Consider the following 24291-nt stretch of genomic DNA (forward strand, 5'->3'; position numbering starts at 1 on the left):
CCGGTCGGCCCGGGACGATGAGGTGGGGTAACCATGAACGCGCCGTACGACGGTGACCGCGGTCAGGCCGTGGACGGCTCGGGTCACCCCCAGGGCCCGCCGCCGCCGGACCCCGGGCAGACGCCGCCGCAGCAGCCCGCGGACATGTACCTCCAGGACGCCTACGACCAGGATCCCTACCGGGCGCAGGACCTCTCCGCCCAGGACCCGGTCTCCGAGGCGCTCTACGACCGCGCCGCGCACCCCCCTCCGCCCCCGGGCGCCTACCCGCAGCAGCCGCTGTACTCCCAGCCCGCCCAGTCGCCCTACGCCCCCGACCCCCGCGTCTGGGCCCCGCCCCCGGCCCCCGAGCCGGAGGGCCCGACGCAGTACCTGCCGTACGGCGACGACCCCCGGACCACCCAGTTCGTGGGCGTCGACGACCTGGTCGGCCAGGCCGGAGAGCAGCGGCACGAGCCGGACGCCTTCGCGCACCTCTTCCGCGACCAGCAGCAGGGCGGCGGCCACCCCTCGTACGACGACCAGGCGGCCGTTCCCGCCCCGGCCCCGGCGCCGGGACCTTACGGCGGTGCCGCGGGGCCCGGGCAGTACGGCACGACACCGGCTCCGGAGCAGTACGGCGGCCACCAGGGGCCCGACCCGTACGGGAACGCCGCGGCACACGGCCAGTACGGCGGCCCGGCCCCGGCGCCCGGCCAGTACGGCGGTCACGCTCCGGCGCCCGGCCAGTACGGGAACGCCCCGGCCCCCGGACAGCACGCGGCGCCCGCACCCGGCCAGTACGCGGTGGCACCCACGCCCGAGGCGGCCGAGGCCCCTCTCCAGGAGCCCGAGCCCGCCCCCGCGGCCGCTTCGGCCGCGCCCAGGAAGGGCGGCCGCGCGGGGGGCCTGCTGAAGTCGAGCGCCGTGATGGCGGCGGGCACGATGGTGTCGCGGCTGACCGGGTTCATCCGGTCCGCGATGATCGTTTCCGCGCTCGGCCTCGCCCTGCTGGGCGAGTCCTTCCAGATCGCCTACCAGCTCCCGACGATGATCTACATCCTCACCGTCGGCGGCGGTCTCAACTCGGTCTTCGTTCCCCAGCTCGTCCGCGCCATGAAGGACGACGACGACGGCGGCGAGGCCTACGCGAACCGGCTCCTGACCCTGGTCATGGTGGCCCTCGGCGTCCTGACCGTGCTGGGCATGCTGGCGGCCCCGCTGCTGGTGCGCGCGCTGTCGAACCCGGTCGCCTCGGACCCGGCGGCCAACGAGACGGCCATCACCTTCACCCGGTACTTCCTGCCGTCCATCTTCTTCATGGGCGTCCACGTCGTGATGGGGCAGGTCCTCAACGCCCGGGGACGCTTCGGCGCGATGATGTGGACCCCGGTCCTGAACAACATCGTCATCATCGTCACCCTCGGCATGTTCCTCTGGGTCTACGGCACCGCGGCGGACTCCGGGATGACCGTCGCGACCATCCCGGAGGAGGGCAAGCAGCTCCTCGGCATCGGCATCCTGCTCGGACTCGTGGTCCAGGCGCTGGCGATGATCCCCTACCTGCGGGAGACCGGGTTCAGGCTCCGGCTGCGGTTCGACTGGCGGGGCCACGGTCTCGGCAAGGCCGCGATGCTCGCCAAGTGGACGATCCTGTTCGTCCTCGCCAACCAGGCGGGCGCCCTCGTCGTCATCCAGCTCGCCACCGCGTCGGTCACGGACACCGACCTCGCCGGCACCGGTTACAGCGCCTACGCCAACGCCCAGCTCATCTGGGGTCTGCCGCAGGCCATCATCACGGTCTCCCTGATGGCCGCCCTGCTGCCCCGCATCTCCCGCTCGGCGTCCGAGGAGGACGGGGGAGCGGTCCGCGACGACATCTCCCAGGGCCTGCGCACCACCGCCGTCGCCATCGTGCCGGTGTCCTTCGGCTTCGTCGCGCTCGGCATCCCGATGTGCACCCTGATCTTCGGCTCCTCGGGCACGGGCGCGGCCACCAACATGGGCTACATGCTGATGGCCTTCGGCCTCGGCCTCATCCCGTACTCGGTGCAGTACGTCGTCCTGCGCGCCTTCTACGCCTACGAGGACACCCGGACGCCCTTCTACAACACCGTCATCGTGGCCGTCGTCAACGCCGCCGCCTCGGGCCTGTGTTACCTGCTGCTGCCGTCCCGCTGGGCGGTCGTCGGCATGGCGGCCGCCTACGGCCTGGCCTATGTGATCGGCGTGGGCGTCGCCTGGCGCAGGCTGCGCAAGCGGCTGGGCGGTGACCTGGACGGTGCCCGGGTGCTGCGCACCTACGCCCGGCTGTGCATCGCCTCCGTACCGGCGGCCCTGCTCAGCGGCGCCGCCTGCTACGCGATCAGCCGCGCGCTCGGCCAGGGCGTCGTGGGGTCGTTCGCCGCGCTGCTGGCCGGCGGGGTGCTGCTGTTCGGTGTCTTCTTCGTCGCCGCCCGCCGCATGCGCATCGAGGAAGTCAACTCTCTGGTCGGCATGGTGCGCGGACGCCTGGGACGCTGAGAGGCGGGGTAGGCGCACAACCATCGTCCGCCGCCGTGTGTCGTGCATAGCGGCGGACTGTGGGCACAATTGGGTTCGGCGTCGGACGCGCGGATCGGGAGTCGGCCGACGCGCACGGAATGGGGAGGCAGGAACGACGGTGGCGGAACGGAGCACAGCTGCCGTCGACGTGGCAGACAACAGCGGCGATGAGCCGCTGACCGCACAGGCGGACCAGTCCACGGCCGACGGGGTGGCCAACAACCGGGAGCGGGACACGGACAGCGACGAGGCACAGGGGAACCCCACGAGCGAGGACTCCGGCAAGGCCTCGCCTCCCGAACTGCACAGCGGGCACAAGCTCGCCAGACGCTACCGCCTCGAGGAGTGCGTCACCCGTCTGGACGGCTTCAGCAGTTGGCGGGCCGTCGACGAGAAGCTGCGCCGTGCCGTCGGAGTCCACCTGCTCCCGGCGGACCACGCACGCGCCCGCTCCGTGCTGGCGGCGGCACGCTCGTCCGCCCTGCTCGGCGACCCGCGCTTCGTCCAGGTGCTGGACGCCGTCGAGGACAACGACCTCGTCTACGTCGTGCACGAGTGGCTCCCCGACGCCACCGAGCTGACCGCGCTCCTCGCCTCCGGACCGCTGGAGGTGTACGACGCCTACCAGATGGTCAGTCAGGTCGCGTCGGCCATGGCGGCCGCCCACCGCGAAGGCCTCGCCCATCTGCGCCTGAGCCCCAACGCGGTGCTGCGTACGTCGACGGGTCAGTGGCGGATCCGCGGCCTCGCCGTCAACGCCGCGCTGCGCGGCATCAGTTCCGACACCCCGCAGCGCACCGACACCGAGGCCATCGGCGCCCTCCTGTACGCCACGCTCACCCAGCGCTGGCCGTACGAGAGCGACGCGCACGGGCTGGCGGGTCTGCCCAAGGACGTCGGGCTGATCCCGCCGGACCAGGTGCGGGCCGGCGTGCACCGCGGCCTGTCGGAACTGGCGATGCGGGCGCTCGCCAACGACGGCGCCACCGCCTCCCGGCACGAGGCCCCGTGCACCACGCCGGAGGAACTGGTGAAGGCGATCGGTGAGATGCCCCGCATCCGCCCGCCGGAGCCGGCGTACACCGCACCGCCCCAGTACCAGCGCACGGCCTACCAGCAGGGCGCATACGGCCGCCCGGCACCGCACCCCGGTGTCACCCAGCCCGTGCCGGCGCCGCCGCCCCCGCTGCAGAGCCGTACCGGCAAGGCACTGAAGTGGGGCGTGTCGGCCCTGCTGATCGCCGCACTCGGTCTCGGCAGCTGGCAGCTCGCGGACGCCCTCATGGAACGGGGCGGCAAGGCCGACGACCCGAACCAGACCCAGACGGTGGACGGCGACGACAAGAACGACGAGCAGACGAAGCCGGCCAAGCCGATCGATGTCCAGGGCGCCCAGGAGTACGTCGCCAGCGGCGAGGCCCAGGCACCGCAGGACGTGGCCAACACGTACGACGGCGACGCCTCCACCTTCTGGCGCACGAAGCGGTACAACGAGGGCCCGGAACTCGCGCCGTACAAGCCCGGCGTCGGCATCGTCTACGACCTCGGTTCGGCCCAGGACGTCTCGACGGCCTCGATCGGACTCCGGTACACCGGAGACCACACGACCGTGCACCTCTATGCCGCCGACGCGCTGTCGCCCTCGACAGGAGTCGACGGCATGAAGGAGATCGCGAGCGCCACCACGACCGGCACCTCGCTCACGGCCAAGGCGTCGAAGCCCGTCAAGACGCGGTACGTCCTGCTGTGGATGACCGACGTGCCGAACGCTCCGTCCGACGGCTACAGCGGCGCCGGCTACAAGCAGGCGATCACCGACGTGACGTTCAAGGGCTGAGGGACCTTCGCGGAAAGGGGGAGGAGGCCGATGGCAGATGACACCGCATACGGCGCCATCGGCGACCAGGACCTCCTCGCCCGCCATGTCGAGGGTGACCCCGATGCCTTCGGTGAGCTGGTGCGGCGTCACCGCGACCGGCTCTGGGCGGTGGCACTGCGGACCCTGGGGGACCGCGAGGAGGCCGCCGACGCCGTCCAGGACGCGCTCGTCTCCGCCTACCGGGCCGCCCACACCTTCCGCGGTCAGGCAGCCGTCACGACCTGGCTGCACCGGATCACGGTGAACGCCTGTCTGGACCGTGCCCGCAAGGCCGCATCCCGGAAGACCGCGCCCGTCGACGACACCGAGCGCCTGGAGCAGCTCCTGGAGCCGCACGAGTCGGCCTCCGCCCCCGCCGAGCGCAACGATCTGCACCGCCAGCTGCTGGAGGCCCTGAGCACCCTGCCGCCCGACCAGCGGGCCGCTCTCGTCCTCGTCGACATGCAGGGATACCCCGTCGCGGAGGCCGCCCGGATCCTCGACGTACCGGCCGGAACGATCAAGAGCCGGTGCGCCCGGGGCAGAGCCAGGCTCCTGCCGCTGATCACCCACCTGCGACCGGACGGCAGCGGCGAGGACAGGAAGCCCGACGCGGAACGGAACCGGACGCAGGGGGCGTCCGTCCCACCCGCAGCGGGACCGTCGGAGACAAAGCCGTCGGAAGCAGGCCCGAGCGATTCGACCGCAGTGAAGGGCGGAGGTGGACGAGCGTGACGTCGTCGACGACGGACATGGCCGGGCACCCGGACGTCGCGGAGATCGCCGACCTCGCCGAAGGCCTCCTCCCGACCGCACGGACCACTGAAGTACGCCGCCACCTGGACGGCTGCGCGCTCTGCGCGGACGTCTACGCATCGCTGGAGGAGGTCCGGGGCCTGCTCGCCACCGTGCCTGCCCCGGCCCCCATGCCTGATGATGTGGCCGCCCGTATCGACGCCGCCCTGGCCGCCGAGCCACCGCCGGGCGCCGCCGACGGCGCGCGTGTTTCACGTGAAACATCGGCACCGGTCGACCGGCCCGCCGGGCACGCTCGTCCCTCCTCCACCGGTCCCGGCCGCAAGGACCGCCGTCGAGGCGGACGACGCAGGATCGCCGTACTCGGTGCCGTGGCCGCCGCTGCCGCCATCGGCCTCGGCTCGGTCGTCGTGGCCTCGCTCACCGGAGAGGGCCCCTCCGACCACACCGCCCGCGAGCAGCAGACCGCACTCGCGGACACCTTCTCCGAGGGCAGGCTCCAGGACAAGGTCACCAACCTCGTCGCGGACGGGGGCGCCCAGAGCGGGTCCCGCACACCGCGCAGCTTCGGCATGGAGTCCGAGAACGGTGGCGAGACCGCCGAGAATCACGTCTTCAAGCAGCCGACCGTGCCTGAGTGCATCCGGCAGGGGATCGGCCGCGACGAGGCGGCGATCGCCACGGAGCCGGGCATCTATCAAGGCAAGGAAGCACTGCTGGTGGTCCTGCCCGACGCCACCCATGACGCCCGGGTCACCGCCTACATCGTCGAGTCGGCGTGTGTGGATCAGCCGGGGGTCGGCAAGGCCAAGGTCCTTCTGGTGCACTCCTACGCGCGTTCGTAGCGGCCGATCCTGCTCCTCGCCGTGCGGTCCGGCCCTGACGCCCGTGTGCCCGGACACAGCGGGAATGCGCGCCCCGTAGGATCCGTTAGGTGGGGTGAGAGTCCGAGTGCAGCTCCACCCGGCCCTGAAGACGCAGTCCAGAGACGAGGAATGAAGCCGTGAGCGACGTCCGAAACGTGATCATCATCGGCTCCGGGCCCGCCGGCTACACGGCGGCGCTCTACACCGCGCGAGCGTCGCTGAAGCCGCTGGTGTTCGAGGGTGCCGTCACCGCGGGCGGAGCGCTGATGAACACCACCGAGGTGGAGAACTTCCCCGGCTTCCAGGACGGCATCATGGGCCCCGAGCTCATGGACAACATGCGCGCCCAGGCGGAGCGCTTCGGTGCCGAGCTGATCCCGGACGATGTCGTGGCCGTCGACCTCAGCGGCGAGATCAAGACCGTCACCGACACCGCGGGGACGGTCCACCGGGCCAAGGCCGTCATCGTCACCACCGGCTCCCAGCACCGCAAGCTCGGGCTGCCGAACGAGGACGCTCTGTCCGGCCGTGGCGTCTCCTGGTGCGCGACCTGCGACGGCTTCTTCTTCAAGGACCAGGACATCGCCGTGATCGGCGGCGGTGACACCGCGATGGAGGAGGCCACGTTCCTCTCCCGCTTCGCGAAGTCCGTGACGATCGTCCACCGCCGGGACACCCTGCGCGCCTCCAAGGCGATGCAGGAGCGTGCCTTCGCCGACCCCAAGATCACGTTCGTCTGGGACAGCGAGGTCGCCGAGGTTCAGGGCGAGCAGAAGCTGACGGGCCTGAAGCTGCGCAACGTCAAGACCGGCGAACTCTCCGATCTCCCGGTGACCGGCCTGTTCATCGCGATCGGCCACGACCCGCGCACCGAGCTCTTCAAGGGTCAGCTCGACCTGGACCCGGAGGGCTACCTGAAGGTCGAGGCGCCCTCGACCCGCACCAACCTGACGGGTGTCTTCGGAGCCGGTGACGTGGTCGACCACACGTACCGACAGGCGATCACCGCCGCCGGCACCGGCTGCTCCGCCGCTCTGGACGCCGAGCGCTTCCTCGCCGCCCTGAGCGACGAGGACAAGGCGGAGCCCGAGAAGACCGCCGTCTGACCACCCCATCCCTCGCAACAACCACTTAAGGAGCCCGCCGTGGCCGGCACCCTGAAGCATGTGACCGACGACTCCTTCGAGCAGGACGTCCTCAAGAACGACAAGCCCGTCCTGGTGGACTTCTGGGCCGCCTGGTGCGGTCCGTGCCGCCAGATCGCGCCGTCCCTCGAAGCGATCGCCGCCGAGTACGGCGACAAGATCGAGATCGTCAAGCTGAACATCGACGAGAACCCGGGTACGGCCGCCAAGTACGGCGTCATGTCCATCCCGACCCTGAACGTCTACCAGGGTGGCGAGGTCGCCAAGACCATCGTCGGTGCGAAGCCGAAGGCCGCGATCGTCCGCGACCTCGAGGACTTCATCGCCGACTGACGATCGTCTGACTGACGTTTCACGTGAAACACGAATGGGCCGACCCCAACGGGTCGGCCCATTCGGCTGACTGCCCTCTCCGGTGCCGCCGCTACAGCGGACGCAACGCCGGTTCCTTCTGAACGGCACCGAGCAGGCGGTCCAGCGCCATCTCCACGTCTTCCTTCCAGGACAGCGTGGACCTCAGATCCAGCCGCAGTCGCGGATGCCGGGCATGCGGCCGGACCGTCTTGAACCCCACTGCCAGCAGATGATCGGCCGGCAGGACACAGGCGGGTTCCTTCCAGCGGGTGTCCCCGAACGCCTCGATCGCCTTGAAGCCGCGGCGCAGCAGATCCTTGGCGACCGTCTGGACCATCACCCGGCCCAGCCCCTGCCCCTGGTATCCCGGCACCACGAACGCGGTCATCAGCTGGACCGCATCGGAGGAGACCGGGCTGGTGGGGAAAGCCGCCGAGCGCGGGACATACGCGGGCGGCGCGTAGAGGACGAAGCCCGCCGGCACGTCGTCGACGTAGACCACCCGGCCGCACGACCCCCAGTCCAGCAGAACGGCGGAGATCCAGGACTCCTTCTCCAGGGCGGGAGTGCCTGCCTTTACCGCGGCCTCGCCACTGACGGGGTCCAGCTCCCAGAAGACGCACGAGCGACAGCGCTGGGGAAGATCCTGAAGGTTGTCCAGCGTGAGCGGTACGAGCCGGCGCCCCATGAAGGCTGTTCCTCGCTTCCATCCCCTGCCGCGTCGCGGGCGGCTGTCAGAGCGCTCCGTTCCCTGAGCAGGCTGCCGATGAAGCCACCGACCGCGCCCAGCCCCAAGCCCGCGCTCACCAGTTCGGTGCGGCTCATCGTTCGCATGGCCCCTGCCTTCCTCCCAGAGGTACTGCCAGGTGACGACGCCATCTCGATCGCATCGTATCCACGATGCGGTGGCCCCGACACCGACGCAAAGCAAAGGGCGGGCCGTGTTCCGGTACGCACCGGAAACGACCCGCCCTTGGGGCAGCCGTCAGGACTCGACGTCTCCGTCTCCGTCCTCGTCCTCCAGGAGGCCCTTCTGCAGGACAGGGCCCTCGCCGGGTGCGAGGCTCCCGAGGATCCGCTCAAGGTCGTCCATGGAGGCGAACTCGACGGTGATCTTGCCTTTCTTCTGTCCCAGGTCGACCTTCACGCGCGTCTCGAACCGGTCTGAGAGCCGCGTCGCCAGCTCCGAGAGCGCCGGGGACACCAGCGAGCCGGCCCTCGGGCCCTTGGCTCGCTGCGGCTTCTGCGGCCGGGAGCCCATCAGGGTCACGATCTCCTCGACCGACCGCACCGAGAGCCCCTCGGCCACGATGCGATGCGCCAGCCGGTCCTGCTCCTCCGGGTCGTCGACGGACAGCAAGGCCCGCGCATGCCCCGCGGAGAGCACGCCTGCGGCCACTCGGTTCTGCACCTTGGGAGACAGCTTCAGCAGACGCAGGGTGTTGGACACCTGGGGGCGGGAACGGCCAATGCGGTCCGCCAGCTGGTCATGCGTGCAGTTGAAGTCCTTCAGCAGCTGGTCGTAGGCGAACGCCTCCTCCAGCGGGTTCAGCTGAGCGCGGTGCAGGTTCTCCAGGAGTGCGTCCAGGAGGAGCTTCTCGTCCTCCGTCGCCCGCACGATCGCCGGGATGGCGTCCAGCTGCAGCTCCCGGCAGGCACGGAAGCGGCGCTCGCCCATGATCAGCTCATAGCGCCCGGGCTCCGTCGGCCGCACGACGACCGGCTGGAGGAGACCGACCTCCCTGATGGAGGTGACCAGCTCGGCCAGTGCGTCGTCGTCGAAGTCCTTGCGCGGCTGCTTCGGATTCGGCGTGATGGCGTCGAGGGGGACCTCGGCGAAGTGCGCACCCAGGGGCGGCCGGAGCCCCTCCACGCCCTGTGGTGCGGGCGGCTCTTCCGTTTCACGTGAAACATGCGCCAGCGTGGCCACCTTCGCCGCGGCCACCCCGCGCTCGTTCGGCAGCAGCGGCATCGCCCCGGGGGCCGCGGGAGCCGCGGTTCCCAGAGCCGCCGAGGCGACCGACTTCTCGGTCGGGGCGTTGGGGATCAGTGCGCCCAGACCACGACCCAACCCCCTCCGTCGCTCACTCACTGGATCCCCTCCACCATGCTCGGATCATTCTGGGCGCCGAGATGAGCGTGGGTCGCGTCGTAGTTGACACCCACGCCCTTCAGCGCGATCTCACGGGCCGCCTCCAGATAGGAGAGGGCTCCACTTGATCCTGGATCGTAGGTCAGTACCGTCTGCCCGTAGCTCGGGGCCTCGGAGATACGGACCGAGCGGGGAATGCTCGTCCGCAGCACCTCCTCCCCGAAGTGGCTGCGCACCTCGTCCGCGACCTGCGATGCGAGCCGCGTCCGTCCGTCGTACATGGTGAGAAGAATCGTCGACACATGCAGCGTGGGGTTGAGATGCCCGCGCACCAGGTCGACGTTGCGCAGGAGCTGCCCCAGCCCTTCCAGCGCGTAGTACTCGCACTGGATGGGGATCAGCACCTCCTGGCCCGCGACGAGCGCGTTGACGGTCAGCAGTCCCAGGGAGGGCGGGCAGTCGATGAGGATGTAGTCCAGCGGCTGCTCATATGCCGTGATCGCCCGCTGGAGACGGCTCTCCCGTGCGACCAGCGAGACCAGTTCGATCTCCGCACCGGCGAGATCGATCGTGGCGGGCGCACAGAACAGCCCCTCGACATCCGGGACCGGCTGGACCACTTCCGAGAGCGGTCGGCTCTCGACCAGCACGTCGTAAATGGAGGGCACGTCGGCGTGGTGGTCGATGCCCAGCGCGGTGGAGGCGTTGCCCTGCGGGTCGAGGTCGACGACCAGGACTCTCGCGCCGTGCAGGGCGAGCGACGCGGCAAGGTTGACGGTCGTCGTCGTCTTGCCCACGCCGCCCTTCTGGTTGGCCACGACCATGACCCGGGTCTGCTCGGGTCGCGGCAGCCCCTCGCCGGCGCGGCCCAGAGCCTCCACCGCGAGTTGGGCAGCGCGACCGATCGGAGTGTCGTCCATCGGAGGCGGTGTTTCACGTGAAACATCCGCTCCCATCGACTCGGTACGGGGACCGGGGACCGGATCGGTCATCGGTCCCGCGATATTGGCGTCGGACCGCAAGGATTCACTCTCCTCGACTTCAGGCTCGCAATGAACAGAGCCTCCCATGCCTTCGGGGTCATGAACCAGTGAGGCCTGGTCTTCTGTGGAGAAATCCACCTCTGTGGACAACTCCGTACCCTCTCCGAGCGACCCGAGAGGCTTTCGATCGCGGGGGTCGGCCGCGGCGCGGCCGCGGCTGATGATGCCGTGCAGCAGTGAGCGACGTTTCACGTGAAACACGATGCAGCGCGCCCCATGCCGAACTGCCGCGACACTCCGGCATGCGCGAGCAGGGCAGCTTGTGTGGAGTACGGCGGACCGACAGAGTACGGCGGACCGGCAGTGCTATCCGCGACGCCGACGTGTCCGCCCGGTCCGGGCAGCCTTGGCCCGCTTGGCTGCGAAGCGCACACCACCGGGGCTCTCACCGACCTCGACCCGCACCACGGTGGACATGGGGTCCACGACACCCTCCCCGACATGAAGGATGGACGTCTCCTCCGCACCGAGTTTGCTCAGCGCCGCGGTCGCCGCCTTCAGCTCCTCCTCGGCCGTGTCGCCCTTGAGAGCGAGCATCTCGCCGTAGGGGCGCAGCAGCGGAATACCCCAGGTGGCGAGGCGGTCCAGCGGAGCGACGGCGCGGGCCGTCACCACATGCACCGGCGGCAGCTTGCCCATGACCTCCTCGGCCCGGCCCCGCACAACGGTGACATGGTCCAGGCCCAGCAGTTCCACGACCTCCGTCAGGAAGTTGGTGCGGCGCAGCAGCGGCTCAAGAAGGGTGATCTTCAGGTCTTCCCGTACCAGCGCCAGCGGGATCCCGGGCAGGCCGGCTCCCGAGCCGACGTCGCACACCGTCACTCCCTCGGACACGACCTCGGAGAGCACCGCGCAGTTCAGCAGGTGCCGCTCCCAGAGCCGGGGCACTTCACGCGGACCGATCAGGCCGCGCTTCACCCCCGCCTCGGCGAGCAGTTCCGCGTAGCGGACCGCGTCCGCGTAGCGATCACCGAACACGTCACGTGCCTGCTCGGGTACAGGGGGGAGCTCCGCTGCCTCCGACACGGGGACCGTCCTTCCGTACGGCACCGGCGCGCCGGGCGCCGGTGCCAGAACCACCAGAACTATCAGGCTGACAAAATTCGGCCCCGCCTGCGCAACAGACGGGGCCGGAGAACGAGAGAACCGATCAGGCGGGAAGCACGACGACGAAGCGCTCCGGCTCCTCGCCCTCGGACTCGCTGCGCAGTCCCGCGGCCTTGACCGCGTCGTGCACGACCTTGCGCTCGAAGGGCGTCATCGGCTTCAGCCGCACGGCCTCGCCACTGCTCTTGACCTCGGCCGCGGCCTTGGCGCCCAGCTCGGACAGCTCGGCGCGCTTGCCCGCCCGGTAACCCGCGATGTCGAGCATCAGCCGGCTGCGGTCGCCGGTCTCCCGGTGCACGGCCAGGCGCGTGAGCTCCTGCAGAGCCTCCAGCACCTCACCGTCCCGGCCGACCAGCTTCTGCAGATCACGGCTGCTGCTGTCGCTGATGATCGAGACGGAGGCGCGGTCGGCCTCGACGTCCATGTCGATGTCGCCGTCGAGGTCGGCGATGTCGAGCAGACCCTCCAGGTAGTCCGCCGCGATGTCGCCCTCCTGCTCAAGGCGGGTCAGGGTGTCTGCACCCTCGGCAGCGGCGGAGGTGGTGCCTTCCGTCACGGGATGGACTCCTTCTTACTTCTTCGACGGGGACTTGGGCCGCTGCGGGCCCTTGCGCTGTCCGGACTGGGCCTTGCTGCGGCCACCGGCGCCGGATTTCTGAGCCGGCTTCTTGGCGCCGCCAGCAGGCTTGGCCTGCTGCTTGGCGTCCTGCTTGCCGTCCGGCTTGGCGTCCTGCGGCTCGTCCGACTTGGTCAGCGACGTCTTCGACTCGGGCTCGGCGGCGGTCCTGGCCTGGCGCTGGGACTTGCTCTGCCGCTTGGGCTGCTGGCGCTTGGGCTGAGCCGTGGTGGTCACGGTGGAGCCGTCCGCGCTCTGGGCGGCCACGGCGGCGTCGCTCTTCACCACGTTGCCGTCGGCCTGAGCGGCCATGCCCGCCTTGTTCAGACCGTTGATGAACTTGCGCTCGGCCTCGTTGCGGTCCCGGCCCTTGGCGACGATGGCCTTCACGATGGCCTTCTGGCCCCGGCCGCGGGTCCTGCCGTGCTCGGTGACGCTCTTGTGCAGCCGCTCCAGGTAGGCGGCCTGCGCCTTGGAGCCCGGCGTCGGGTTGTTGCGGATGACGTACATCTGCTGGCCCATGGTCCACACGTTCGTGGTCAGCCAGTAGACGAGGACACCGACGGGGAAGTTGACACCGAAGACGGCGAACATGACGGGGAAGACGTACATCAGCATCTTCTGCTGCTGCATGAACGGCGTCTTCACCGTGGTGTCGACGTTCTTCGTCATCAGCTGGCGCTGGGTGAAGAACTGCGAGGCCGACATCAGCACGATCATGATCGCGGTGACGACGCGGACGTCGGTCAGGGAGGCACTGAGGGCGGCGACGTCGCTCTCGCTGCTGAAGAACTTGGAGGCCAGCGGGGCCCCGAAGATGTGTGCCTTCTGCGCGCTCTCGAGCAGGTCCTGGTTGACCGCGCCGATGGTGTCGCCGGAGGCGATGCCGTTGAGCACGTGGTACAGGGCGAAGAAGAACGGGGACTGCGCCAGGATGGGAAGGCACGAGGAGAGCGGGTTGGTGCCCGTCTCCTTGTACAGCTTCATCATCTCTTCGGACTGACGCTGCTTGTCGTTCTTGTAGCGCTCCTGGATCTTCTTCATCTCCGGCTGGAGCGTCTGCATCCCGCGCGTCGCCTTGATCTGCTTCACGAAGAGCGGGATCAGGCAGATACGGATGAGGATCACCAGGGACACGATGGACAGGCCCCAGGCCCATCCGGTGTCAGGTCCGAAGATCGCCCCGTACACCGTGTGGAACTGGACGATGACCCAGGAGACGGGCCAGGTGATAAAGCTGAAGAGGCTGGCAATCGTGTCCACTAATCATGCTCCTTGGGCATGGGGCGAGGTCTCTGCGGCCGGGCTCGAAGTCTCGGACACGCTCGGGTGAGCGGGCCGACCTTCGGTGGCCGGTTCGGCGGCGGAGGTCCCGCCCTTGCGTGCCCGCCAGGCGGCACGCAGCATTTCGTGCCACCGCGGGCGCTTGCGCGGCGGAACATGGTCCACGCCGCCCGGCGACCACGGATTGCACCGCAGGATGCGCCAGGCGGTGAGTGCCGTGCCCTTGACGGCTCCGTGCCGGTCGATGGCCGTGAAGCCGTAGTGGGAACACGACGGGTAGTACTTGCAGACCGGCCCCAGCAGCGGACTGATCGTCCACTGGTAGAGCTTGATCAGAGCCAGCAGCGGGTACTTCATCGCGCGCCCCCTCCCAGTAGCCGCGCCAGGGCGGCGTCCAGGTCTTGGGCCAGCTGTGCATGGTCGGCGTCACCCGCACCGGGCAGCGCTCGTACGACTACCAGGCTACCGGGGGGCAACAGGTCGATCCGGTCGCGCATCAGATGGCGAAGCCTCCGCTTCACCTTGTTGCGCACGACCGCACCGCCCACGGCTTTGCTCACGACGAAACCCGCACGTGTCCGGGGAGCGCTCTCCCCAGGCGCGTGCGGGTCCGTGGCACCGCTTCGAAGGTGGACGACGAGGGCCGGACGGCCGGCCCGGCGGCCTCGTCGTACCGCGGTCGCGAAGTCCTCGCGCCGCCTCAGCCGGTTCTCGGTGGGCAGCACGATGTCATGACCTGACCGGGATCAGGCGGACAGACGGGCGCGACCCTTGCTGCGGCGGGTCGCGAGAATCGCGCGGCCGGCACGGGTACGCATACGCAGCCGGAAGCCGTGGGTCTTCGCGCGGCGACGGTTGTTCGGCTGGAAGGTGCGCTTGCTCACTCGGGGGCTCCAGAAAGAATCGGGTGTTGGCGGGGTGCCGTCCTGGCTGTCACCGTGCGCCCACGAGTAGCTCGCGTTACGCCCGAGTGCACCGCTTTTCGATCACCTTGGACGTGACCTGTGCCCATCGGAGGCAGGCGGCAGCAGCCATCGACAACTCGACTTGGTTACGGTACGTGCGACTGCGCCATTCGGTCAAACCAGCGGCAGCCGGGAGACACTTGTCCACAGGCTGGGGACAACAACTTGAACCCTACCCGTCGCGCTGACTACCGTGACTGGACTCCGATTCGTTCCCTTATCCCTGCCCCGCCCGAGTTTCACCCCGACCCGTCCCCGAATCACACCTTCGAGGGACTCATGAGAGAGCGTGCCCTGTGGCTGACGTACCTGCCGATCTTGCCGCAGTGTGGCCACGCGTACTGGAGCAACTTCTCGGAGAGGGCCGCGGGCAGGGCGTCGAGTCGAAGGACGAGCACTGGATCCGCCGCTGCCAGCCGCTCGCGCTGGTCGCGGACACCGCCCTGCTCGCCGTACCGAACGAATTTGCGAAGGGCGTACTGGAGGGCCGCCTCGCGCCGATCGTCAGCGAGACCCTGAGCCGCGAGTGCGGGCGCCCGATCCGCATCGCGATCACCGTCGACGACACCGCGGGCGAACCGGCCGGCCCCGCTCCCCAGGCGGCGCCCTCCCGCCCCCAGCCCCGCTACGAGGAGCCCGAGCTGCCCGCCCCGGGACCGGGCGGCCGCGAGGAGTACCGCGACGAGTACGAGGGGTACGGCCGCAACCGCGCCGACCAGCTCCCCACCGCCCGGCCCGCCTACCCGCAGGAGTACCAGCGCCCCGAGCCCGGCTCCTGGCCCCGCGCCACGCAGCAGGACGACTACGGCTGGCAGCAGCAGCGCCTCGGCTTCCCGGAACGGGACCCCTACGCTTCCCCGTCCCAGGAGTACGGCCAGGAGCCGCCGCCTCCGCCGTACTCGCACGAATCGCACACCCCGTACCAGCAGGACTACCGGCCGCAGCCCCCGGAGCGCCCCGCGTACGACAGCCAGCGCGGCGACTACGAGCAGTCCAGGAGCGACTACGACAAGCCCCGCGGCGAGTACGAGCAGTCCCGGGGCGACTACGACTCCCCGCGCGGGGACTACGACCAGCAGCGCGGCGACTACGAGCAGCGCGGCCCGCGCCGTGAGCTGCCCGAGCCCCCGGCCGGCTCCGGGCACGTCCACCGCGGCGGTCCCGTCGGCCCCGGTCCGGCCACCGGGGCGCCCGGACCGCTGGCCGCGCAGCCCGCGCCGGCGACCGGTCCAGGCGAGCCGACCGCGCGCCTGAACCCGAAGTACCTCTTCGACACCTTCGTCATCGGCGCCTCCAACCGCTTCGCCCACGCGGCGGCCGTCGCCGTCGCCGAAGCGCCCGCCAAGGCCTACAACCCCCTCTTCATCTACGGGGAGTCGGGACTCGGCAAGACCCACCTGCTGCACGCCATCGGGCACTACGCGCGCAGCCTCTACCCGGGCACGCGCGTGCGCTACGTCAGCTCGGAGGAGTTCACCAACGAGTTCATCAACTCCATCCGCGACGGCAAGGGCGACAGCTTCCGCAAGCGCTACCGCGAGATGGACATCCTGCTCGTCGACGACATCCAGTTCCTCGCGGACAAGGAGTCGACGCAGGAGGAGTTCTTCCACACCTTCAACACCCTGCACAACGCCAACAAGCAGATCGTGCTCTCCAGCGACCGGCCGCCCAAGCAGCTGGTGACGCTGGAGGACCGGCTGCGGAACCGTTTCGAGTGGGGCCTGATCACCGACGTCCAGCCGCCGGAGCTGGAGACGCGCATCGCGATCCTGCGCAAGAAGGCGGTCCAGGAGCAGCTCAACGCCCCGCCGGAGGTACTGGAGTTCATCGCCTCGCGGATCTCGCGCAACATCCGCGAGCTGGAGGGGGCGCTGATCCGGGTGACGGCGTTCGCGTCGCTCAACCGGCAGCCGGTGGACCTGGGCCTCACCGAGATCGTCCTCAAGGACCTGATCCCCGGGGGCGAGGACTCGGCCCCCGAGATCACCTCCACGGCCATCATGGGCGCGACCGCGGACTACTTCGGCCTCACCGTCGAGGACCTGTGCGGCACCTCGCGCGGGCGGGCGCTGGTGACGGCCCGCCAGATCGCCATGTACCTGTGCCGCGAGCTGACGGACCTCTCGCTGCCGAAGATCGGCGCGCTGTTCGGCGGGCGGGACCACACCACGGTGATGCACGCCGACCGCAAGATCCGCAATCTGATGGCCGAGCGGCGCTCGATCTACAACCAGGTGACCGAGCTGACCAACCGCATCAAGAACGGCTGACGGACGCCGGGCACCGGCCCACGAGGCGCCTCCGGGACTCCCCGGGGGCGCCTTTCGCATGGCCCGGCCCGCCCTCCGCAGGCTCGCGCGGGCTCACGGGAGGCTCGCGCGGGCTCACGGGCCCGCACAGCTGTCCTGGCCGGTGTTCGAATACCCGCCTGGTTACGGGCGTCCTCCACAGATTGGGCCACTTTTTTCCGTCCACACCTTGGGGACTGGGAAGTTGTCCCGATCCTGTCCACAGGCCAGGCTGTTGAGGGATCATCAGGGCAGGTCAGCTCCCTGTGGATTCGTGGACGAACGATCTCCACAGGCTGTGGACGAAGAAATGATCCACAGGCTGTGCATCCAGTTGTCCACGGACAACCCACAGGCAGGACGGGGTTGTCCCCAGCGATCCCCAGCTTCTCCACATGCCTGTCCACTGTTCGGCAACGTGACGCGCCCTGTCACCGCGTCGAGTGAAAGGCGTCACACCAAGCTGCCTGGTTGGGCTGTGGGAAACGTGGGTAAAGCTGGGGACGGCGTTGGGGAGAAGTCGCCTCTCCCTGTGCACGGTGTGTGCAGAACTTTCCGTTCTCCACAGAAGGGCCCGGTTGTCCACCGGCTCCGCCCACAGGCCCCGTGGACAAAATTTCCGGTCTGACCTGGGCAAACGAGGTTATCCACGGTATCCACAGGCCCTACTACTACTGACGACCAGAGAGAGAGCGGAATTCGTTTCGAAGCGGGTCCTGTGCACAACTCGCCCTCTCGAGCCCGACCGCCCCTCGTCACGACTTGACCCCGAAGGGCACCTACTGTCAGTGGGGTGCGTCAGACTGGTCCCCGGTGTTCTGCCCCTCACAGCGGCGGACGACACCGGTCAGACGACGAAGGCGAAGCAGGGCGAGCAGCGCCGGCAACAGCAGGAGGCGGCAACAGTGAAGATCCGGGTGGAACGCGACGTACTCGCGGAGGCAGTGGCCTGGGCGGCCCGCAGCCTCCCGGCCCGTCCGCCGGCGCCGGTCCTCGCGGGCCTGCTGCTGAAGGCCGAGGAGGGGCAGCTGAGCCTGTCCAGCTTCGACTACGAGGTCTCGGCGCGGGTGTCCGTGGAGGCGGAGATCGAGGAGGAGGGCACGGTCCTCGTCTCGGGCCGGCTGCTCGCGGACATCTCCCGCGCCCTCCCCAACCGTCCGGTGGAGATTTCCACAGACGGTGTACGGGCGACGGTGGTCTGCGGCTCCTCGCGCTTCACCCTCCACACCCTGCCGGTGGAGGAGTACCCGGCGCTGCCGCAGATGCCGGAGGCGACCGGCACGGTCCCCGGCGAGGTCTTCGCCTCGGCCGTGCAGCAGGTGGCCATCGCCGCGGGCCGCGACGACACGCTGCCCGTCCTGACCGGTGTGCGCATCGAGATCGAGGGCGACTCGGTGACCCTGGCCTCCACCGACCGCTACCGCTTCGCGGTCCGCGAGTTCCTGTGGAAGCCGGAGAACCCGGAGGTCTCCGCGGTCGCCCTGGTGCCCGCCAAGACGCTCCAGGACACCGCCAAGGCGCTGACCAGCGGTGACCAGGTGATCCTGGCGCTGTCCGGCTCGGGCGCGGGCGAGGGCCTGATCGGTTTCGAGGGCGCGGGCCGCCGGACGACCACGCGGCTGCTGGAGGGCGACCTCCCGAAGTACAAGACGCTGTTCCCGACGGAGTTCAACAGCGTCGCGGTGATCGAGACCGCCCCCTTCGTGGAGGCCGTCAAGCGCGTGGCCCTGGTCGCCGAGCGCAACACCCCGGTGCGGCTCAGCTTCGAGCAGGGCGTGCTCATCCTGGAGGCCGGCTCCAGCGACGACGCACAGGCTGTGGAAAGGGTCGACGCCCAGCTGGAGGGCGACGACATCTCGATCGCCTTCAACCCGACCTTCCTGCTGGACGGTCTGAGCGCGATCGACTCCCCGGTCGCCCAGCTCTCCTTCACGACGTCCACGAAGCCGGCCCTGCTCAGTGGCAAGCCCGCGGTGGACGCCGAGGCGGACGAGGCCTACAAGTACCTGATCATGCCGGTGCGGCTGAGCGGCTGAGCCCGCAGGCCGTCGCCCGTCGGCCGGTGGCGCCGTCGGTGGCCGTCCACAGGGTGGGGAAGAACCCGCAGGTGGGGGCATACGTCTGAGCGCGTATGCCCACAGCTGTGCACGGGCGTGCGGGTTTAGGCTCGACGCGGGTACGAAAGTGCCGCGGCACCCATCCGGCGGGTTCGGAGGTGCCGCCTTGCCACCTCGCACACCTAAGGAACGCAACTGATGGAGCTCGGTCTCGTCGGCCTCGGCAAGATGGGCGGCAACATGCGCGAGCGGATCCGCCGCGCGGGCCACACCGTCGTCGGATACGACCGCAATCCGGACCTCGCCGACGTCCACAGCCTGGAAGAGCTCGTGGGCAAGCTCAGCGCCCCGCGCGTGGTGTGGGTGATGGTCCCGGCCGGCGAGGCCACCCAGGCCACCGTCGACCGGCTCGGCGAGCTGCTGGAGCCCGGCGACGTCGTGGTGGACGGCGGCAACTCCCGCTGGACGGACGACGAGAAGCACGCCGAGGAGCTGGCGGCCAAGGGCATAGGCTTCGTCGACTGCGGCGTCTCCGGCGGCGTGTGGGGCCTGGAGAACGGCTATGCGCTGATGTACGGCGGCGACGCCGAGCACGTCGCCCGGGTGCAGCCGGTCTTCGACGCCCTCAAGCCCGAGGGCGACTTCGGCGCCGTGCACGCCGGCAGGGTCGGCGCGGGCCACTTCGCGAAGATGGTCCACAACGGCATCGAGTACGCGATGATGCAGGCCTACGCCGAGGGCTGGGAGCTGCTGGAGAAGGTCGACTCCGTGGAGAACGTCCGCGAGGTCTTCCGGTCCTGGCAGGAGGGCACGGTGATCCGTTCCTGGCTGCTCGACCTCGCGGTCAACGCGCTCGACGACGACGAGCACCTGGACGGGCTCCGGGGTTATGCACAGGACTCCGGTGAGGGACGCTGGACTGTGGAGGCGGCGATCGACAACGCGGTGCCGCTGCCCGCGATCACGGCCTCCCTCTTCGCGCGGTTCGCGTCCCGGCAGGACGACTCGCCGCAGATGAAGATGATCGCCGCGCTGCGGAACCAGTTCGGCGGCCACGCGGTCGAGAAGAAGTAAGCACCACCAGTTGGGGAGGTCGGCGCACGACCATGCACGTCACGCATCTGTCGCTGGCCGACTTCCGTTCGTACGCCCGGGTCGAGGTGCCCCTGGACCCGGGCGTCACCGCCTTCGTCGGCCCGAACGGGCAGGGCAAGACGAACCTGGTCGAGGCTGTCGGCTACCTCGCCACCCTCGGCAGCCACCGGGTCTCCTCCGACGCCCCTCTGGTGCGCATGGGCGCCGAGCGTGCCGTGATCCGCGCCCAGGTCCGGCAGGGCGAGCGGCAGCAGCTGATCGAGCTGGAGCTGAACCCGGGCAAGGCCAATCGCGCCCGCATCAACAGGTCCTCGCAGGTCAGACCGCGTGACGTCCTGGGCATCGTGCGCACCGTGCTGTTCGCGCCAGAGGACCTCGCCCTGGTCAAGGGCGACCCCGGCGAGCGGCGCCGGTTCCTGGACGAGCTGATCACCGCCCGCTCCCCGCGGATGGCCGGGGTGCGCTCCGACTACGACCGGGTCCTCAAGCAGCGCAACACCCTGCTGAAGTCGGCCGCGCTGGCCCGCCGGCACGGCGGCCGCACGCTGGACCTGTCCACGCTCGACGTCTGGGACCAGCACCTCGCGCGCGCGGGCGCCGAGCTGCTCGCCCAGCGCCTGGACCTGATCGCGGCCGTGCAGCCGCTGGCCGACAAGGCGTACGAGCAGCTGGCCCCGGGCGGCGGCCCCCTCGCCCTGGAGTACAAGCCGTCGGCGCCCGGCGAGGCGCACACGCGCGAGGACCTGTACGAGCAGCTGATGGCGGCGCTCGCCGAGGCGCGCAAGCAGGAGATCGAGCGGGGCGTCACCCTGGTCGGCCCGCACCGGGACGACCTGCTGCTCAAGCTCGGCTCCCTGCCCGCCAAGGGGTACGCCTCCCACGGCGAGTCGTGGTCGTACGCGCTGGCCCTGCGGCTGGCCTCGTTCGACCTGTTGCGGGCGGAGGGCAACGAGCCGGTGCTGGTGCTGGACGACGTCTTCGCCGAGCTGGACGCGCGGCGCCGGGAGCGGCTGGCCGAGCTGGTGGCGCCCGGGGAGCAGGTGCTGGTGACGGCCGCGGTCGACGACGACGTACCGCATGTGCTGGCGGGGGCGCGGTTCACGGTGGCGGAGGGGACGGTGGAGCGCGGATGAGCGCCGAGGCACCGGAACCGGGACCCGGACAGTCCCCCGGCGAGCGCGGGAGCGGCGGCCGGGAGCCGTCCGGCGTCGACCTCGCGCGCGTGGCGCTCAGGGCGGCTCGGGAGGCGGCACGAGCGCGTGGGGACGCGGCCCAGCAGAAGAAGCAGGCGCGGCGCGGGGGCCTGCGCTCCGGGGCGCGGGCCGACGGCCGCGACCCCATGGCGCTGGGTTCCGCGATCAACCGGCTGATCACCGAGCGCGGCTGGGAGACGCCGGCGGCGGTGGGCGGGGTGATGGGCCGCTGGCCGCAGATCGTCGGTGAGGACGTGGCGAAGCACTGCGTGCCGGAGCGCTACGACGAGGACGAGCGGGTGCTGGTGGTGCGCTGCGACTCGACGGCGTGGGCGACGAACCTGCGGCTGCTCGCTCCGACGCTGGTGGCCCGGCTCAACGAGGACCTGGGGCACGGGTCGGTGCGGCTGATCAAGGTCCTCGGACCCGGTGGTCCGGCCGGTCCGGGCCGGCGGTACGGGCCGTTGCGGGCGCCCGGCAGCCAGGGCCCCGGCGACACCTACGGGTGATCCGCGGGCGGTCTGGCACCCCGTCAGGCGTGCGTGATGTACCTCACAAAAAAGGGCGCCGCCGGTCGGACTGAACGGCCGGGGCGTGCCGCGCCGTACCCCCGTGCGGGGCGTCGGAGCGGGATCTGACTCCCAAGTAGCAAAGGGTTGACGCCTCGAAGCGCTGAGTGCCGTTGTGAGCCTCTTGAGGCCCCCATCCGCATATCGGGAGTCGGACAAGGCTCGTTCAGGGCGGCACATGCGGACTCAGGTACCGGCAAACCCCCATCAGTGTCAGTGGTACCGGTAGAATGAGAGAGAATCCCGCCCCGACCGTGGGGACCGTCCGGGACTAGCTGAGCAACGCTGATCAAGGCTTACCAACGCAACATGCCGCAGCCGCTCCGGCAACCTGCCGACGAGCCCGGCTCGTGCTGTGCCAGAAAGGGCGCTTCGTGGCCGATTCCGGCAACCCCAACGAGAACAACCCGTCCACCGACACCGGCGTGAACGACGCGGTGAGCACCTCGCACGACGATGCCTCCGCGTCGTACGACGCCAGTGCCATCACCGTCCTCGAGGGTCTGGACGCGGTCCGCAAGCGACCCGGTATGTACATCGGTTCGACCGGTGAGCGGGGCCTGCACCACCTGGTGCAGGAGGTCGTGGACAACTCCGTCGACGAGGCGCTGGCCGGTCACGCGGACACGATCGACGTGACGATCCTCGCCGACGGCGGAGTCCGGGTCGTCGACAACGGCCGTGGCATCCCGGTGGGCATCGTCCCCTCCGAGGGCAAGCCCGCCGTCGAGGTCGTGCTGACCGTGCTGCACGCGGGCGGCAAGTTCGGCGGCGGCGGCTACGCGGTCTCCGGTGGTCTGCACGGCGTGGGTGTCTCCGTCGTCAACGCCCTCTCCACGCGGGTCGCGGTCGAGGTCAAGACCGACGGCTACCGCTGGACGCAGGAGTACAAGCTGGGCGTCCCCACGGCGTCGCTCGCCCGGCACGAGGCCACCGAGGAGACCGGCACGTCGGTCACCTTCTGGGCCGACGGCGACATCTTCGAGACCACCGACTACTCCTTCGAGACGCTCTCCCGGCGCTTCCAGGAGATGGCCTTCCTCAACAAGGGCCTGCGGATCAACCTCACCGACGAGCGCGAGTCGGCGAAGGCCACCGCCGGTGCGGACGAGGCGGGCGAGGACGAGAAGCACGAGGACAAGAGCGTCTCGTACCACTACGAGGGCGGCATCGTCGACTTCGTGACGTACCTCAACTCCCGCAAGGGAGAGCTGGTGCACCCGACCGTGATCGACCTGGAGGCCGAGGACAAGGACAAGAGCCTGTCCCTCGAGGTCGCCATGCAGTGGAACGGCGGCTACACCGAGGGTGTGTACTCCTTCGCCAACATCATCCACACCCACGAGGGCGGCACCCACGAGGAGGGCTTCCGCGCGGCGCTCACCTCGCTGATCAACAAGTACGCGCGGGACAAGAAGCTGCTGCGCGAGAAGGACGACAACCTCACGGGTGACGACATCCGCGAGGGTCTGACCGCGATCATCTCGGTCAAGCTGAGCGAGCCGCAGTTCGAGGGCCAGACCAAGACGAAGCTGGGCAACACCGAGGTGAAGACCTTCGTCCAGAAGGTCGTCTACGAGCACCTGACGGACTGGCTCGACCGCAACCCCAACGAGGCCGCGGACATCATCCGCAAGGGCATCCAGGCGGCCCACGCGCGCGTGGCGGCCCGCAAGGCCCGCGACCTGACGCGCCGCAAGGGCCTGCTGGAGTCGGCCTCGCTGCCGGGCAAGCTGTCCGACTGCCAGTCGAACGACCCGACCAAGTGCGAGATCTTCATCGTCGAGGGCGACTCCGCCGGCGGCTCGGCCAAGTCCGGCCGCAACCCGCAGTACCAGGCGATCCTCCCGATCCGCGGCAAGATCCTCAACGTCGAGAAGGCGCGCATCGACCGGATCCTGCAGAACCAGGAGATCCAGGCGATGATCTCCGCGTTCGGCACCGGTGTGCACGAGGACTTCGACATCGAGAAGCTCCGCTATCACAAGATCATCCTGATGGCGGACGCCGACGTCGACGGCCAGCACATCAACACCCTGCTGCTGACCTTCCTGTTCCGCTTCATGCGGCCGCTGGTCGAGTCCGGGCACGTGTACCTGTCCCGCCCGCCGCTGTACAAGATCAAGTGGGGCCGGGACGACTTCGAGTACGCGTACTCCGACCGCGAGCGCGACGCGCTGATCGAGATGGGCCGCCAGGCCGGCAAGCGCATCCGCGAGGACTCGGTGCAGCGCTTCAAGGGTCTCGGCGAGATGAACGCCGAGGAGCTGCGCATCACGACCATGGACCAGGAGCACCGGGTGCTCGGCCAGGTCACGCTCGACGACGCCGCGCAGGCCGACGACCTGTTCTCGGTGCTGATGGGCGAGGACGTCGAGGCCCGGCGCGCGTTCATCCAGCGCAACGCCAAGGACGTCCGCTTCCTCGACATCTGAGTCGGTCTCAGCTGACCGCACCAGGAAGGACCTTCACCAGCA

General features: G+C 69.8%; 21 protein-coding genes. 12 read left to right on the plus strand and 9 right to left on the minus strand.

Annotated elements, in window-relative coordinates:
* The first annotated feature begins 33 nt into the window (after positions 1–33).
* The 6 genes from murJ (at position 34) to trxA (ending at position 7481) form a co-directional block, all read left to right on the plus strand.
* Positions 34–2502, plus strand: a complete 2469-nt coding sequence (murJ, locus tag K7854_RS04220; protein ID WP_226024982.1) for a murein biosynthesis integral membrane protein MurJ — start codon at positions 34–36, stop codon at positions 2500–2502.
* A gap of 139 nt (positions 2503–2641) precedes the next feature.
* Positions 2642–4360 carry a protein kinase family protein gene (locus tag K7854_RS04225; RefSeq protein WP_226024983.1) on the plus strand — a complete coding sequence of 573 codons (1719 nt, stop codon included), beginning with the start codon at positions 2642–2644 and terminating at the stop codon, positions 4358–4360.
* A gap of 30 nt (positions 4361–4390) precedes the next feature.
* The gene (sigM, locus tag K7854_RS04230) at positions 4391–5116 is read left to right on the plus strand and encodes an RNA polymerase sigma factor SigM (RefSeq protein ID WP_226024984.1); all 726 of its coding nucleotides are present in this window, start codon (positions 4391–4393) and stop codon (positions 5114–5116) included.
* Entirely contained in the window at positions 5113–5982 is an 870-nt protein-coding gene (locus K7854_RS04235) for an anti-sigma factor family protein (protein ID WP_505016447.1), read from the plus strand. Before sigM ends, K7854_RS04235 begins: the two co-directional genes overlap by 4 nt.
* 158 nt (positions 5983–6140) lie before the next feature.
* Complete coding sequence (gene trxB, locus K7854_RS04240) at positions 6141–7109, plus strand: thioredoxin-disulfide reductase (protein WP_226024985.1); 969 nt, start codon at positions 6141–6143, stop codon at positions 7107–7109.
* Positions 7110–7148: 39 nt separating this feature from the next.
* On the plus strand, positions 7149–7481 hold the full coding sequence (gene trxA, locus K7854_RS04245) for a thioredoxin (protein WP_003975042.1): 333 nt from the start codon (positions 7149–7151) through the stop codon (positions 7479–7481).
* Positions 7482–7572: 91 nt separating this feature from the next.
* Here the strand turns inward: trxA and K7854_RS04250 are convergent, their stop codons facing one another.
* The 9 genes from K7854_RS04250 to rpmH all read right to left on the minus strand — a co-directional run bounded on the left by K7854_RS04250 (position 7573) and on the right by rpmH (position 14528).
* Positions 7573–8190 (minus strand): GNAT family N-acetyltransferase, encoded by a 618-nt coding sequence (locus K7854_RS04250; RefSeq protein WP_226024986.1) that lies wholly within the window; start codon positions 8188–8190, stop codon positions 7573–7575.
* Positions 8191–8487: 297 nt separating this feature from the next.
* Positions 8488–9594, minus strand: coding sequence for a ParB/RepB/Spo0J family partition protein (locus tag K7854_RS04255; protein ID WP_226024987.1), 1107 nt, complete (start codon positions 9592–9594; stop codon positions 8488–8490).
* Positions 9591–10664, minus strand: coding sequence for a ParA family protein (locus tag K7854_RS04260; RefSeq protein WP_161379662.1), 1074 nt, complete (start codon positions 10662–10664; stop codon positions 9591–9593). Before K7854_RS04260 ends, K7854_RS04255 begins: the two co-directional genes overlap by 4 nt.
* A 279-nt stretch (positions 10665–10943) precedes the next feature.
* Positions 10944–11663, minus strand: a complete 720-nt coding sequence (gene rsmG / locus K7854_RS04265) for a 16S rRNA (guanine(527)-N(7))-methyltransferase RsmG (RefSeq protein WP_226024988.1) — start codon at positions 11661–11663, stop codon at positions 10944–10946.
* A 124-nt stretch (positions 11664–11787) separates the two neighbouring features.
* Positions 11788–12300 (minus strand): Jag family protein, encoded by a 513-nt coding sequence (locus K7854_RS04270; RefSeq protein ID WP_226024989.1) that lies wholly within the window; start codon positions 12298–12300, stop codon positions 11788–11790.
* Between the two features lie 15 nt (positions 12301–12315).
* Positions 12316–13623 (minus strand): membrane protein insertase YidC, encoded by a 1308-nt coding sequence (yidC, locus tag K7854_RS04275; protein WP_226024990.1) that lies wholly within the window; start codon positions 13621–13623, stop codon positions 12316–12318.
* Positions 13624–13626: 3 nt separating this feature from the next.
* Positions 13627–14001 (minus strand): membrane protein insertion efficiency factor YidD, encoded by a 375-nt coding sequence (gene yidD, locus K7854_RS04280; protein WP_226024991.1) that lies wholly within the window; start codon positions 13999–14001, stop codon positions 13627–13629.
* Positions 13998–14369, minus strand: coding sequence for a ribonuclease P protein component (gene rnpA / locus K7854_RS04285; RefSeq protein ID WP_226024992.1), 372 nt, complete (start codon positions 14367–14369; stop codon positions 13998–14000). The genes yidD and rnpA overlap by 4 nt, the downstream gene beginning before the upstream one ends.
* Positions 14370–14390: 21 nt before the next feature.
* Positions 14391–14528 (minus strand): 50S ribosomal protein L34, encoded by a 138-nt coding sequence (gene rpmH / locus K7854_RS04290; protein WP_003975051.1) that lies wholly within the window; start codon positions 14526–14528, stop codon positions 14391–14393.
* Between the two features lie 377 nt (positions 14529–14905).
* Here rpmH and dnaA point away from each other — a divergent pair, with 377 nt between their 5' ends.
* The 6 genes from dnaA to gyrB all read left to right on the plus strand — a co-directional run bounded on the left by dnaA (position 14906) and on the right by gyrB (position 24249).
* Positions 14906–16882 (plus strand): chromosomal replication initiator protein DnaA, encoded by a 1977-nt coding sequence (gene dnaA / locus K7854_RS04295; protein ID WP_226024993.1) that lies wholly within the window; start codon positions 14906–14908, stop codon positions 16880–16882.
* A 923-nt stretch (positions 16883–17805) separates the two neighbouring features.
* Positions 17806–18936, plus strand: a complete 1131-nt coding sequence (gene dnaN / locus K7854_RS04300) for a DNA polymerase III subunit beta (RefSeq protein WP_121748020.1) — start codon at positions 17806–17808, stop codon at positions 18934–18936.
* Between the two features lie 219 nt (positions 18937–19155).
* A complete protein-coding gene (gene gnd / locus K7854_RS04305) occupies positions 19156–20031 on the plus strand; it encodes a phosphogluconate dehydrogenase (NAD(+)-dependent, decarboxylating) (RefSeq protein ID WP_226024994.1) in 876 nt (291 codons plus the stop codon).
* Between the two features lie 32 nt (positions 20032–20063).
* The gene (recF, locus tag K7854_RS04310) at positions 20064–21185 is read left to right on the plus strand and encodes a DNA replication/repair protein RecF (RefSeq protein WP_226024995.1); all 1122 of its coding nucleotides are present in this window, start codon (positions 20064–20066) and stop codon (positions 21183–21185) included.
* Positions 21182–21754: a DciA family protein gene (locus K7854_RS04315; protein ID WP_226024996.1), complete on the plus strand. Its 573-nt coding sequence runs from the start codon at positions 21182–21184 to the stop codon at positions 21752–21754. The genes recF and K7854_RS04315 overlap by 4 nt, the downstream gene beginning before the upstream one ends.
* A gap of 434 nt (positions 21755–22188) precedes the next feature.
* Complete coding sequence (gene gyrB / locus K7854_RS04320; protein ID WP_226024997.1) at positions 22189–24249, plus strand: DNA topoisomerase (ATP-hydrolyzing) subunit B; 2061 nt, start codon at positions 22189–22191, stop codon at positions 24247–24249.
* The last annotated feature ends 42 nt before the right edge of the window (positions 24250–24291 follow it).

Source organism: Streptomyces hyderabadensis (genome assembly GCF_020404845.1).
GTDB lineage: Bacteria > Actinomycetota > Actinomycetes > Streptomycetales > Streptomycetaceae > Streptomyces > Streptomyces hyderabadensis.